At 44.8% G+C, this 13402-nt stretch carries 12 protein-coding genes; 6 read left to right on the top strand and 6 right to left on the bottom strand.

Going from position 1 to position 13402, the window contains the following annotated elements; genetic code table 11:
• Window positions 1-7: 7 nt before the first annotated feature.
• From BCU75_RS13785 to pspF, 6 genes are all read right to left on the bottom strand, one after another.
• Window positions 8-796, bottom strand: coding sequence for a peptide ABC transporter ATP-binding protein (locus BCU75_RS13785; protein ID WP_102474196.1), 789 nt, complete (start codon window positions 794-796; stop codon window positions 8-10).
• Window positions 793-1794 (bottom strand): peptide ABC transporter ATP-binding protein, encoded by a 1002-nt coding sequence (locus tag BCU75_RS13780; RefSeq protein ID WP_076676594.1) that lies wholly within the window; start codon window positions 1792-1794, stop codon window positions 793-795. Before BCU75_RS13780 ends, BCU75_RS13785 begins: the two co-directional genes overlap by 4 nt.
• Window positions 1794-2681: a putrescine export ABC transporter permease SapC gene (gene sapC / locus BCU75_RS13775; RefSeq protein ID WP_076676593.1), complete on the bottom strand. Its 888-nt coding sequence runs from the start codon at window positions 2679-2681 to the stop codon at window positions 1794-1796. Before sapC ends, BCU75_RS13780 begins: the two co-directional genes overlap by 1 nt.
• Window positions 2668-3630: an ABC transporter permease gene (locus tag BCU75_RS13770; protein ID WP_076676592.1), complete on the bottom strand. Its 963-nt coding sequence runs from the start codon at window positions 3628-3630 to the stop codon at window positions 2668-2670. The genes sapC and BCU75_RS13770 overlap by 14 nt, the downstream gene beginning before the upstream one ends.
• Window positions 3630-5252 carry an ABC transporter substrate-binding protein SapA gene (sapA, locus tag BCU75_RS13765; RefSeq protein ID WP_102474195.1) on the bottom strand — a complete coding sequence of 541 codons (1623 nt, stop codon included), beginning with the start codon at window positions 5250-5252 and terminating at the stop codon, window positions 3630-3632. Before sapA ends, BCU75_RS13770 begins: the two co-directional genes overlap by 1 nt.
• A gap of 102 nt (window positions 5253-5354) precedes the next feature.
• Window positions 5355-6377, bottom strand: a complete 1023-nt coding sequence (gene pspF, locus BCU75_RS13760; RefSeq protein ID WP_102474194.1) for a phage shock protein operon transcriptional activator — start codon at window positions 6375-6377, stop codon at window positions 5355-5357.
• 316 nt (window positions 6378-6693) lie between these two features.
• Here pspF and pspA point away from each other — a divergent pair, with 316 nt between their 5' ends.
• The 6 genes from pspA to BCU75_RS13730 all read left to right on the top strand — a co-directional run bounded on the left by pspA (window position 6694) and on the right by BCU75_RS13730 (window position 13374).
• Complete coding sequence (gene pspA / locus BCU75_RS13755; RefSeq protein ID WP_076676587.1) at window positions 6694-7365, top strand: phage shock protein PspA; 672 nt, start codon at window positions 6694-6696, stop codon at window positions 7363-7365.
• A 14-nt stretch (window positions 7366-7379) separates the two neighbouring features.
• Complete coding sequence (gene pspB, locus BCU75_RS13750; RefSeq protein WP_076676585.1) at window positions 7380-7613, top strand: envelope stress response membrane protein PspB; 234 nt, start codon at window positions 7380-7382, stop codon at window positions 7611-7613.
• The gene (pspC, locus tag BCU75_RS13745; protein ID WP_029405178.1) at window positions 7606-7992 is read left to right on the top strand and encodes an envelope stress response membrane protein PspC; all 387 of its coding nucleotides are present in this window, start codon (window positions 7606-7608) and stop codon (window positions 7990-7992) included. Before pspB ends, pspC begins: the two co-directional genes overlap by 8 nt.
• 157 nt (window positions 7993-8149) lie before the next feature.
• Window positions 8150-9184, top strand: a complete 1035-nt coding sequence (locus BCU75_RS13740; protein ID WP_076676579.1) for an efflux RND transporter periplasmic adaptor subunit — start codon at window positions 8150-8152, stop codon at window positions 9182-9184.
• A 1-nt stretch (window position 9185) separates the two neighbouring features.
• Window positions 9186-10271: an efflux RND transporter periplasmic adaptor subunit gene (locus BCU75_RS13735; protein ID WP_102474193.1), complete on the top strand. Its 1086-nt coding sequence runs from the start codon at window positions 9186-9188 to the stop codon at window positions 10269-10271.
• On the top strand, window positions 10264-13374 hold the full coding sequence (locus tag BCU75_RS13730; RefSeq protein ID WP_102474192.1) for an efflux RND transporter permease subunit: 3111 nt from the start codon (window positions 10264-10266) through the stop codon (window positions 13372-13374). Before BCU75_RS13735 ends, BCU75_RS13730 begins: the two co-directional genes overlap by 8 nt.
• The last annotated feature ends 28 nt before the right edge of the window (window positions 13375-13402 follow it).

Raw genomic sequence — 13402 nt, 5'->3', positions numbered from 1 at the left:
GGTGAGGCTACAGGCTATGGTTCGGTGCTTTGAAGAAATGGCTTTCCACCAATCTTTGTGTGATCTGATGGCTTGGATTAGTTAACACTTCATGTGTCTCTCCGGCTTCAACCACGTTACCTTCATGCATAACGATGATTTTATCGGTGATGTGCTTAACGATCCCAATATGTTGTGATACGTACACGAACGATACCCCCATCTCTTCTTGCAGTTCTAAGAACAGGTTGATGATTTGAGAACGCATCGCCATGTCCAAACCATTTAACGCTTCATCTGCCACAATGATAGATGGTTGAAGTATCAGTGCTCGAGCCAAACAAACCCTTTGTTTCTGGCCTGCAGCAAGCATTTGAGGGTAGAAATACGCATGCTCTGGTAGAAGGCCGACACGTAATAGCGTGTCTTTCACACGACGCATACGGGCTTCTGGTGGCATATTGGTGTTTCGCTTCAACGGACCTTCAAGAATTCGACCAATCTGAATGCGCGGGTTAAGCGATGTGTTCGGATCTTGGAAGATCATTCGAATCAGCTTACAGCGAGTCGAGTAGTCTTTGTGTTCTAGCTTTTCACCGTTTACACGAATTTCGCCCGCAGTTGGCTCTACCATGCCCGCTAGCATTCTTGCTAATGTTGATTTTCCTGAACCATTTTGACCGATAAAACCAATCGTCTGTCCAGCCTCAAGCGAAAAGCTTACCGGCTTCACTGCTTGATGAATCTTTTTACGGAAAAGACCAGAACGAGTCGTAAAGTCTTTAGATAAATCAATGACTTGTAATAAGGCACTCATGATTTCTTTTTCTTCTCCATATTAAGAGGGAAGTGACAATTGAATTTATGGTTTTTGATACGTTTGGTATAAGGAATCTCAACACATTGCCTTTGTGCATATGGACAGCGAGGGCCCAATCGACAGCCAATAGGGAGGTGTTGTAGCGGAGGAATTGACCCTGGCAAAGATTGCAGTTTCTCTTTGTGGGGAATCCAGTCGTTAAAATCTGGCATCGCTTTTAGCAGAGCAACAGTATATGGGTGTTTAGGTGTATCCAACAACTTCTGCGTATCCGCTGATTCTACAGACTGACCACAATACATAACGGTAATGCGAGTTGCCCATTGGGTAATGGTGGTTAAGTCATGGCCGATCAGCACGATAGTTGTGTTATTGATCTGATTCATACGACTCAACAGGCGCAATATTTGAGACTGTGTAATCGGGTCTAGATCATTGGTTGGCTCATCAGCGATCAAGACTTTTGGCTTGGCTGCGATCGCCATAGCGATCATGACTTTTTGACACTCACCATCGGTTAACTCATAGGAGTAACTGTCCATAAGACGAGAGTGATCTTTAATACCGACTTTGTGCAGTAGAGCGATGGCCTGCTTCTTACGCCATTTGAACCTCTGCCACCATCGACCTTCAAACGAATATGAAGGAATCGCTTCGATCAGTTGGTGGCCGACTTTTTCAGATGGATCAAGACAGGAGGACGGCTCTTGGAAGATCATCGCGATATCACGAGCAATGACTCGGCGTCGTTCTTTGGGTGTCAGTTGCAGGAGGTCGATATTACCAAGGCGCATTCGGTCTGCAGATACTTTCCAGTTTTCTTTACAAACCCCAACAATCGCTTTTGCAACCAAGCTTTTGCCAGAGCCTGATTCACCTACTAAGCCGCGAATTTCCCCTTCATTGAGGGTAATACTCATTCGATCGACGGCTTTAACCATCCCTTGAGGGGTCTCAATCTCGATGGTTAGATGTCGAATATCAAGTAAAGGCATTATTCGATTCCTGCATTTAGCGCTTGGCGAACACCTTCACCGACAAGGTTAATCACGATCACTGTAAACATAATGGCTAAGCCGGGTAGGGTTACTGTCCATGGCGCAAGGTAAATCAGCTCTACAGAGTCACCCAAAATTGAGCCCCATTCGGTACTTGGTGCTTGAGCGCCAAGCCCTAAGAAACCCAAAGCCGTGATATCAAGAATTGCGACTGACAATGCCAGTGTAATTTCAAGTGCCACCACGGTAAGAATATTAGGAAGGATTGAATTCCATAACAGGTAGAAGTCGTTCGCACCATCGAGGCGAGAAGCCAAAATATAGTCTTTTTCTACCTCAGCGTGCACGGCAATGTATACCGAACGAATAAAGCGTGGAATCAATGCCAAACACAAGGCAAGTAAGATATTAAACTCGCCAAAACCAAGAAACGCTACGAAAATAATGGCTAGTAACAGAGACGGAATCGACATAACGGTATCAAGCAGGTGGTTTAGCGTGCTTGATAGTAATCCTCGAGTCATTCCTGCAAGTACGCCAATAAGGCAACCAATGACTGCTGCGATAAAGGTAATCACAACCGCCGCACCAAACGTCAGCTGAGAGCCGATAATCAGACGAGAAAGAATATCTCGGCCTAAGTCATCGGTACCTAAGAAATACTCAACCGTACCTGAAGGATCCCAAGAGGGTGGGGTCAACAGGTGCCCCGTTTGTTCTTGAGCATCATGCGGTGCTAGCCATGGTGAAGTGACGGTGATCAGTATGATCAAGACCAAACACCATAGTCCAAACATAGCGAGATTATTGCCACGGAAACTGCGCCAGAAACGCTCGAACTGGGTTGGAATCTGTTCTTCTTGGTAGACGTTATTTGTTAGCATACCATTCCTTCCTTACCAGTGGATTGACCATCGCGCCCAGTAGATCGGACAGAATGTTTGCGGTCAAAACCAAGGTTGCTACCACAATTACGCCAGCTTGAATTGAAACGTAATCTTGATTAGATAAAGCATCCAACAACCAGCGGCCAATACCCGGCCAGTTAAAAATAGACTCGGTAATGATAGCGAGCGTTAACATACTGGATAGTTGAACGCCAACCTTTGGAATAATTGGTGGTATCGCATTTCTTAACACGTGCTGCGTGACGATCTCTCTTGTTGAAAGACCTTTAATTCGTGCGGCGCGGATGTAGTTTTGAGTCATCACTTCAGCCACTGACGCTCTCATCAGTCGAATTACCTGAGTCGTGGGGGCTAGTGCTAAAACAAGACACGGTAACGCCATATGCTCGATAACACTTTGCAATGCGTGCGCTCGGTAACGACCTTCGGCAAAAAAAGCATCAATCATAGCGAAGCCTGTGACGTGCTCAATTTCATAAAGTAGATCGTATCGGCCACCAACAGGGAACATCTCAAAGTGCAACGAAAACACCATGATCATTAGTAATGCGACCCAAAATATAGGCGCAGAGTAACCAGCCATTGAAGTAAACGATATTGTTGTATCGACAAACTTGCCTTGTCTCATACCTGCAATCGTGCCGAAAGGAATACCGATAAACAGAGCCAGAACAAAGGCAAAGAAACACAGTTCTAACGTTGCAGGGAATACCACGACAAGCTCATCGATGATAGGCGCCCCTTGTTTGCTCAAGCCAAAGTTCAGTGTCGATAATTCTGTGATATAGCTAAGCCAACCGGGCCAAAAATCTTGAATCGCCCAAGGTGAGGTTTGATCTAATCGAAGCAGAGCGAAGCCAACTAAAGTCAGAATCCCCAGAGTAATAATGAATAAGTTTACACGTCTTAAGGTATACCAAAACATCACCGCACCTCTCTTCTGACTTGATCAAAAGGTTGGGCATTGAATGGGCTCTGTTTGAAGCCTGTTAGCGAACGATCGTGCACGCGAAATTGCACGCCATGAGCGAGAGGAATCACAGGAACCTCTTCATTCAATATGTTTTGGGCTTGTCGATACAGATTCACGCGATGCCTTTGTTGATTGATTTCCAATGCCAAGTCGAGAAGGAAATCAAAGTCTGAATTACACCACATAGAGACGTTTAATCCCGCGCGTTCTGAGCTGCATGAGAGAAGCGGACGTAAGAAGTTGTCTGGATCGCCCGTGTTGCCGATCCAACCTGTGAGTAATAAGTCTGTGGAGGAAATTGATGACAGCTGTGTACGATCAAATCGGTCGTCAGTATAGAGCTTAAGTTCGATACCAATATCAGCTAAATTTGCTTGGATTAACTCTGCTGTTTTTCTTGGGCTTGGGTTGTAAGCTCTTGGCTCCAATGGCACCCACATTGAAAGTTCTAATCCCGGTTCGACGCCTGCTTCTTTTAGAAGCGCAACCGCGTAGTTTCGGTCGTAACGAACTTGAACGCTGTCTTTTTGATAAGCCCAAGAAGTAGGAGGGAGTAAGGTGTAGGCTTTTGTGCCTGTACCGTAGTACACAGAATCAAGAATGTTCTGACGATTGATAGCCAAGTTCAATGCTTTGCGCACTCGTGAGTCACGTAGTGCGGGGTGCTCAGTGTTCAGTGCGATGAAAGACACATTAACCGCAGGCGTGGCGGAAATCTTCAACTCTTCATGAGCTTGAATAATAGGAATCTGACTAGAAATCGGTGAGTTCAACACATCACATTCACTACGTAGTAGCTTGGCAAGAGTCCCCGTCCCACGTTGTGAAGTATCAAACACAACTTGATCCATTTCTACTTCACCCTTCCAATAGTGCTTGTTCTTTTTCAAGCGTACTAGATCATTGATTTGGTATTCATCTAAGTAGAAAGGACCTGTGCCAACGGGCTTGGAGTCCATTTCATTCTTCTCATCCGCAGCAATGAGTTTATTGGCATATTCTTTAGAATGAATGACCGCATAGCTGGTGGCGATATTGTTGAGAAACGAATTGTCTGGACGACTTAAATGGAATTTCACCGTTAGGTCATCAACCGCAGTGATATCGACGATCAGGTTTTGGAAGTCGATACCGGCAAACCATGGGTATAGGCCGCCGCCTACATAATGAAACGGGTTTGAACTATCAATGATTCGATCAAAACTAAAGACCACATCATGTGCATTCATACTGCGAGTTGGGGTAAACCAGTCTGTGGTTTGGAACGCAACATTAGGGCGCAGTTTGAAAGTGTACTCTGTACCCGATTCATCGACAGACCAGCTTGTTGCCAAGTTCTGTTTTGGTCGGTAAGTCATTGGATCGAGAGTAAGCAGTGTATCGAAAATCTGAGGGCTCAGCGATTCTGAGGTAATGCCACTATCAACCAGTTGTGGGTTGAAGGTGCTAGGATTACCTTGGCCGCAATAAATGAAGCCTTTTTCACGAATTTGCTCGTGATTCACACTCTCACCACATCCAGCTAAAAAGCTCAGCGTGCAGATGCTCAGTGATAGTCTTATTAGTGCTTTCATAAAAAGAAATACTTTTCGAAACGAGGCGTTAGAGGAGCCTCAAGATCCGGACAATTTAACATTTTATTTATTCGGCTCCAAATAATAATCAAGTGTAGACAGCTATTTATCGTTAGCTTGTCCGACAATCGCGTACTTCCTCACCATTCCACGTAATTGGTTGTATGTTAATCCAAGTAATTCTGCGGCTTGTTTCTGGTTGTACTTGCTCTGTTTTAGGGCTTGATTGAGTAGCTTGATGTCCTGTTGTTCTTGCCATGCTTTGTAATCAAGCGGCAAAGAAGACGAGCTCTCTGATGAAGTATGGCTGTTGGAAGGCTCATTGCCAATTTCCAGCGTGGAATCTTGATCTATTTTCCATGCGGGTTTAAATGGGTTAAACACTAAAGATTCAATGGGATATGGATCTTTGCCATGCTGATAGACGGCGCGCTCAATAACGTTCTTGAGTTCTCGCACATTCCCTGGCCATGAATAATCCAACAGTGCTTCAACGGCAGACGGAGCAAAACCGACAAACAGCTCCAATTCTAATTCACGGCACATCTTAATAGCATAGTATTCCGCTAGCAGCGTGATGTCTTCTTTTCGTTCTCGAAGAGGAGGGATAGTAATTACGTCAAACGCCAGTCTATCTAATAAATCGGCTCTGAATTCGCCCCTTAATGCCATATCTGGCAAGTCAGCGTTGGTCGCGCAAACCAGTCTTACGTTGGCACTTAGAGCTTTTTGTCCGCCGACACGTTCATATTGCCCGTATTCAATAACACGTAATAGCTTCTCTTGAACGGAAAGGGGAGTGGTCGCGAGCTCATCAAGAAACAGTGTTCCGCCTTCAGCCCTTTCAAATCGACCTTGATGACGACCTTTCGAACCAGTAAAGGAACCAGACTCATGACCAAACAACTCTGAATCTATCAACCCTTCGCTGAGTGTTGAGCAGTTAAGTGAGATCAACGGCTGATCCCATCGCCTTGAAAGGTAATGCAGCCTTTGAGCTATTAGCTCTTTACCCGTTCCACGCTCTCCTATGATCAAAATCGGTCTTTCGATTGGTGCGAGTTGAGACACTTTATCTAAAACGGAAAGAAAGCTAGGTGATTCACCAATGAGGTTCTGCTGCATAGCGGGTCCTTGTGTGACTTGAGCGCCGATGGCCGTAATTTAAGAGAGCTTATTTAAATTACTTAACGTAAATAGCTTAAGTAAAAGAGTTGTAGTGGTGAAAAATACCAATACTTGGCTAAATTCATCATAGCATGGTTCAGGTTAATCACCATTTTATTGTAAGTGACTGATAAACAATGTCTTAAAAGTTGGCACGCTACTTGGATTACTTATGGTAGGTTTAACAACAAACGTGAATTTTTGAGCAAGTGGATTGAGAGATCGAAAAACGTTTTAAAGCGCATTTGCCATCATTGTAATTAAGGAGTTCCTCATGGGTATTTTTTCTCGCTTTGCAGACATTGTAAATTCCAACATCAGCGCACTTTTAGACAAGGCTGAAGATCCTGAAAAGATGATTCGCCTGATTATCCAAGAAATGGAAGATACGCTGGTTGAGGTTCGCACTAACTCAGCTAAAGCTATCGCAGATAAAAAAGAGCTAGCGCGTAAAGTTGAAGCTATCGAAACTCAGATTCTAGATTGGCAAAATAAAGCGACACTAGCACTGACTAAGCAACGTGAAGATCTAGCTAGAGCGGCGCTAATCGAAAAGCAAAAACTTGAAGACATCATTAAGAGCCTTCACACAGAGCAAACCTTGGTTCACGAAACTATCGAAAAGCTGACCAGTGAGATTGGTAAGCTCGAAACTAAAATCGTAGAAACTCGCGCAAAGCAACAAGCATTGATGATTCGTAACAATGCAGCGAGCAACCGTCGTGATGTTCAAAAACATCTGCATTCAAGCAAAACCAACGAAGCTATGGCGAAGTTTGAACAATTCTCGCGTAAAGTGGATGAATTAGAAGCCGAAGCGGACGTTTACGCGAAAACAGGTAACGCAAAATCTTTAGACCAAGAGTTTGCAGAGTTACAAGCTCAAGATGAAATTGAAAAAGAGCTGGCGAAACTGAAGCAACAAGTTGAAAACCGCGATAAATAATTTAGGAGTTGTCTATGTCAACATTTCTAATTGCAGGTCCGCTGATTGTCTTTTTAATCTTCGTGGCACCGCTATGGTTATTCTTACATTACCGCAGCAAGAAGAAATCCAGTAATGGTCTTTCAGAAACGGATCTTGAGCGCTTGCATAAGCTTTCTGAGCAAGCCGAATCTATGCAAGACCGAGTGAAAACGCTAGAAAAAATACTGGATGCGGAGTCGCCTAACTGGAGACGAAACTATGAGTAGAGAACTGTATCGCGATCCGATTAACGGTAAGCTGTCTGGCGTGTGTGCAGGATTAGCGAACTACTTTGGCCTTGAAGTGTGGTTAGTTCGCATCTTGGTTATTTCGGCGGCACTGCTTGGTGGTAGCTTTTTGGTGTTATTAGCGTATTTAGCTTTGACATTTATGCTTGAAAAACAACCACCTCAGTATGTCGATCAGATGAAAGCCAAACAAGAGCACACGCTGAAGCAAAAGCCTTGGGAAAAAGGGCAAACTGCAGAGTCTTTACTGGGCACTTTAGAGGGTGATTTCCAGAAGTTAGAGACCAGTGTTCGCAACATGGAAGCTTATGTGACTTCAGATACTTTCAAAGTCGACCGTGCATTTAAGAACATGTAACGTTAAACCTGAAAAACATTAGATAACGGTTTAGAAGAATTTATTCCAAGCCGTTATTTTTTTTAATAATTTTGTCTAAATAAATCCTACGATAACTGGTAAGTTACATGTGATTAATCTATGTTATAAAAATATTTGTAGATATGGATGATCACCAATGTATAGAGCCTCCGTTGTCCTTTTGACTGCCCTAGCTGGGTTGTCTGGGTGTGGTAAGGAGCTTCCTCCAGTACCTGAACCTGAATCTAGACCCGCCAAACTCTTCACTGTTTCCGTTGGCAGCAATGCCTTTGAACGTAGTTTCCCGGCCACCACCGAAGCCGGTGACAAAGCAGTACTGGCATTTCGTGTTCCAGGGTTACTTCAGACTATCGATGTCACATCTGGTCAACAGGTTACCAAAGGTGATGGGCTTGCAACGCTTAATCCTGATGAATATCAGTTGTTAGAGAAGCAAGCGAGAGCCAACTTCAAGCTTGCCGATGTTCAATACCAACGTTCAATTAAGCTGCGTAAAGACCGCGTCGTATCTGAGCAAGACTTCGACCAAGCGAAAGCCAATCATAATTCTGCCAAAGCGGTGCTTAACCAAGCAAAAGCGAACCTACGCTATACCACTTTGGTTGCGCCTTACGATGGTACCATTTCTATCATTCCTGCTGAAAACCATGAATATATCGCAGCCAAACAAGGTGTGATGAATATTCAAACGAATCAAATTCTCAAAGTCGTATTCTTATTGCCCGACCAACTTATCACGCGCTTTTCTTCAGGGTTTGAGACGGATGCAACCATGGTTTTTGATGCTTTCCCTGGTAACTCCTACGTTTTAACCTTCCAAGAAGTTGATACAGAAGCCGACCCTAAAACAGGCTCGTACAAAGTCACTATGGTAATGGAAAGACCAACCGACGTAGGCATTTTGCCAGGTATGTCTGGCACAGTTCATCTAGTTTCAGCGTTAGCGGCAGCAACAAAAATCCCTACATCAGCAATGATCACCGATGGGGATGATGTTTCTGTGTGGCGCGTGAATAACGACGGTATTGTTGAAAATGTCGCAATCATCATCGATGAAAAGCGTCATATTGTTTCAGGGCTGAACGATGGCGATCGTATCGTAACTTCTGGTGTCAATGGTCTTGAACCGGGCGTTAAAGTTCGAGAGTGGATCAAGGAAAGGGGGCTATAACATGAAAACACTCAAAGTGGCCGCTGGACTGTCGTGTTTGGCTTTACTTACGGCTTGTGAAGATAAACAAGCTGTAGAAGTAAATAACACACCCTTGGTTAAAACTATCGAGATTTCAGTCATCGACTTTAGCGACAAACTCTATTTCCCGGCAGTAGCGAACGCGGCCGAGAAAGCTCATCTCAGCTTTCGAATCGCTGGTGAAATCAATAAGCTTGATGTGAAAGAAGGTGAACGTGTTTCGCAAGGAGACATCATTGCAGAGCTTGACCCTACCGATTATCAACTGGATGTCGACAATGCGCAGGCGCGTTACACGGTAATTAACAGTCAATACAGACGTTCAAGTCCGCTAGTGAAGAAAGGTTTATTGGCGAAGTCACAGTTTGATGAAATTGCTGCTCAACGCCAGATCGCTTATGCCGAGTTGGAGCTTGCAAAACTGCGCTTGTCGTTCACTAAGCTTCGTGCCCCTGTTGATGGGATCATTTCTCGTGTCAGTGTCGACCAATATGAAAATATTCAGGTTGGTCAACAAATTGTGAATATTCACAGCGTTGAAGATGTCGAGGTGGTGATTCAACTGCCCGATCAAATATACGTGAATCAGCCTAGCGAACAGCTGTTATCGAATGTTGAGGCTGTGGTAAGAGTGCCAAGTGGCAATGAATACACGGCGGGTATTAAGGAGTTCACCACTGAACCTGACCCAAGCACGGGCACGTTCACGGTTACGCTTGTACTACCCATGCCGGAAGATGATTTGATTTTGGATGGTATGGCCGTTGAGGTAACGTCAAATGGGCGAGATATCGGCTTGGACTTAAAAGCTGGGGTACTTGTTCCAATCGAAGCTGTGTTTAATGCGGATGGCGATGATTTAACGCGCCAGAGCTCTTATGTATGGGTGCTTAATGACGACAATACCGTTGCGAAGCAGCAAGTCGTATTAGGAAAAGCGAATCAGAAAACATTGCAGATCATGAAAGGATTAGAAATGGGGCAGCATGTCGTTGTTGCAGGCGTATCGCGATTGCGAGATGGGATGACAGTGGAAGTATTGTCTCAGGAGACGAACAATGAGTGAAGTAAACAATAAGCCCCAAAATGACGATCAACAGGGTGATGATCAGATCACAGGTGTTGCTTCTTACTTTATACGTAACAAAGTCATTAGCTGGATGCTATCTCTGATCTTTCTTATTGGTGGTGTCTCTGCCTTTTTCGGTTTGGGTCGTTTAGAAGATCCTGCCTTTACCATCAAAGATGCGATGGTTGTGACCTCTTACCCAGGGGCCACACCTCAACAAGTCGAAGAAGAAGTGACTTACCCACTAGAAAAAGCGATTCAACAACTTACCTATGTGGACGAAGTTAACTCTATCTCGAGCCGCGGCCTATCACAGGTAACGGTGACGATGAAGAATAACTACGGCCCAGATGATCTTCCGCAAATCTGGGATGAGCTTCGCCGAAAAGTAAATGATCTCAAGGTGGAGTTACCGCCCGGGGTGAATGATCCTCAAGTCATCGATGACTTCGGTGACGTTTACGGTATTTTGCTGGCGGTGACGGGTGATGGCTATAGCTACAAAGAGCTGCTGGATTACATTGACTACCTAAGGCGAGAACTAGAGTTGGTTGATGGGGTCAGCAAGGTCTCGGTTTCCGGTCAACAACAAGAGCAAGTGTTCATTGAGATATCGATGAAACGGATAAGCTCTCTGGGCCTGTCTCCAAGCACGGTGTTTAACCTTCTATCGACTCAAAACGTTGTTTCAAATGCGGGAGCGGTAAGAATAGGTGACGAATACATACGAATCCATCCAACGGGCGAGTTTAAGAATGTTGAGCAATTAGGTGATTTAATTCTTACTGAAGGGGGCGCTCAAGGGCTTATCTACTTAAAAGATGTTGCTGACGTGACTCGCGGTTATGTTGAAGTGCCAAGTAATATCATTGGTTACAACGGTAAGCTCGCACTTAACCTCGGGGTCTCTTTTGCGCAAGGCGTAAACGTGGTCGCTGTGGGGGAAGATTTTGACCGAAGACTCGCCGAGCTTAAATATCAACAACCCGTCGGTATCGACATCTCCGAGGTTTATAACCAACCTAAAGAGGTAAACAAGTCGGTAAGCGGATTTGTGGTGAGTTTAGGGCAGGCGGTTGCGATCGTAATCGTGGTGTTACTGTTCTTCATGGGAGTACGATCGGGTCTGTTGATTGGTTTGATACTGTTATTGACCGTATTCGGCACCTTCATTTTCATGCAGTACTTCAAAATCGATCTTCAACGTATTTCACTGGGCGCGTTGGTTATTGCCTTGGGTATGCTGGTGGATAATGCCATTGTGGTGGTGGAGGGGATATTGATCGGCACGCAGAAGGGGCGAACCCGGATGCAGGCCGCCACTGATATCGTGACTCAAACCAAATGGCCACTGCTTGGCGCAACGGTGATTGCAGTCACCGCGTTTGCTCCAATTGGTTTGTCTGAAGATTCAACGGGCGAATACTGTGGCACCTTGTTCACGGTACTATTGATTTCATTAATGCTGAGTTGGTTTACTGCTATCTCGATCACGCCGTTTTTTGCCGATATCTTTTTCAGAGGACAAAAGGTTGATCCTGATAACGAAGGCAAAGACCCATACAACGGGATGGTTTTTGTTATCTATAAAAACTTCCTTGAATTCTGTATGAAGCGTGCGTGGCTAACCATGTTCGTTCTGGTGATTGGTTTAGGTGCGAGCGTTTATGGTTTTGGCTTTGTAAAACAAGCCTTTTTCCCATCTTCGACAACGCCGATGTTCCAAGTCGATGTCTGGATGCCGGAAGGTACGGATATTCGAGCGACCAACACTAAGCTTAAAGTGCTTGAAAGTTGGTTAGCAGAGCAGGATGAAGTTGAACATATCACCACGACGGCGGGTAAAGGTTTGCAACGTTTCATGCTGACTTATGCGCCAGAGAAAAGTTATAGCGCATACGGCGAGATAACGGTTCGTGTGAAAAGTTATGAAGTGCTTGAAGGGTTAATGCTGCGTTTCCGTGAACATGTAAACGGTCAGTTCCCTGAGATCGATTACAAACTTAAGCAGATTGAATTAGGTCCTGGTGGCGGTGCTAAAATTGAAGCGCGAATTGTTGGTTCTGATCCAACGGTTTTACGTTCAATAGCATCTCAGGTTATGGACATCATGCGTGCCGATGATGGAGCGTTTAACGTTCGTCACGATTGGCGTGAAAGAACTAAGGTCTTGGAGCCTCAGTTCAATGAAAGCCAAGCGCGTCGTTATGGTATTACCAAATCTGACGTTGATGATTTCTTAGCGATGTCTTTCTCTGGGAAAGCAATTGGTGTTTACCGTGATGGTACTACACTGATGCCTATCGTGGCTCGTTTACCCGAAGATGAGCGCGTGGACATCCGTAACATCGAAGGAATGAAGATCTGGAGCCCGGCATTAAGTGAATATATCCCACTGCAACAAGTGACCTTGGGTTACGAGTTGGAATGGGAAGATCCACTTATCATCCGCAAAAACCGTAAACGTATGTTGACGGTTATGGCCGATAATGACTTGTTGGGTGAAGAAACTGCTTCGACTCTACAGAAACGCCTACAACCACAGATTGAAGCGATTGAAATGCCACCGGGCTACTCACTGGAGTGGGGTGGTGAATATGAGTCATCTGCTGATGCACAAGCGTCACTGTTTACCACGATGCCGATGGGTTACCTGTTCATGTTCTTGATTACCGTGTTCTTGTTCAACTCGGTCAAAGAGCCGCTGATTGTTTGGTTAACGGTTCCATTAGCGCTAATCGGGGTAACGACGGGCTTGTTAGCGTTGAATACACCATTTGGATTTATGGCATTATTAGGCTTTTTGAGCTTATCCGGGATGCTACTCAAGAACGGTATCGTATTACTTGATCAAATTGAGATTGAAATGAAATCAGGTAAAGACCCTTATGTAGCGGTAGTTGACGCAGCATTGAGTCGTGTTCGCCCAGTATGTATGGCAGCGATTACAACGATTCTAGGTATGATCCCGTTACTGCCTGATATCTTCTTCAAGCCGATGGCGGTAACCATCATGTTTGGTTTGGGTTTTGCCACCGTATTGACGCTAATCGTAGTGCCAGTTCTGTATCGCCTATTCCATAAAATTGAAGTGGCTTAACGTTAATTAACCTTTGAAATAATGCCCC

The organism is Vibrio splendidus, assembly GCF_002873455.1.
GTDB classification, from domain to species: Bacteria; Pseudomonadota; Gammaproteobacteria; order Enterobacterales; family Vibrionaceae; genus Vibrio; species Vibrio splendidus_J.
Note: the sequence above shows the minus strand (reverse complement) of the source record. Positions and strands in the feature narration are given on the sequence as shown.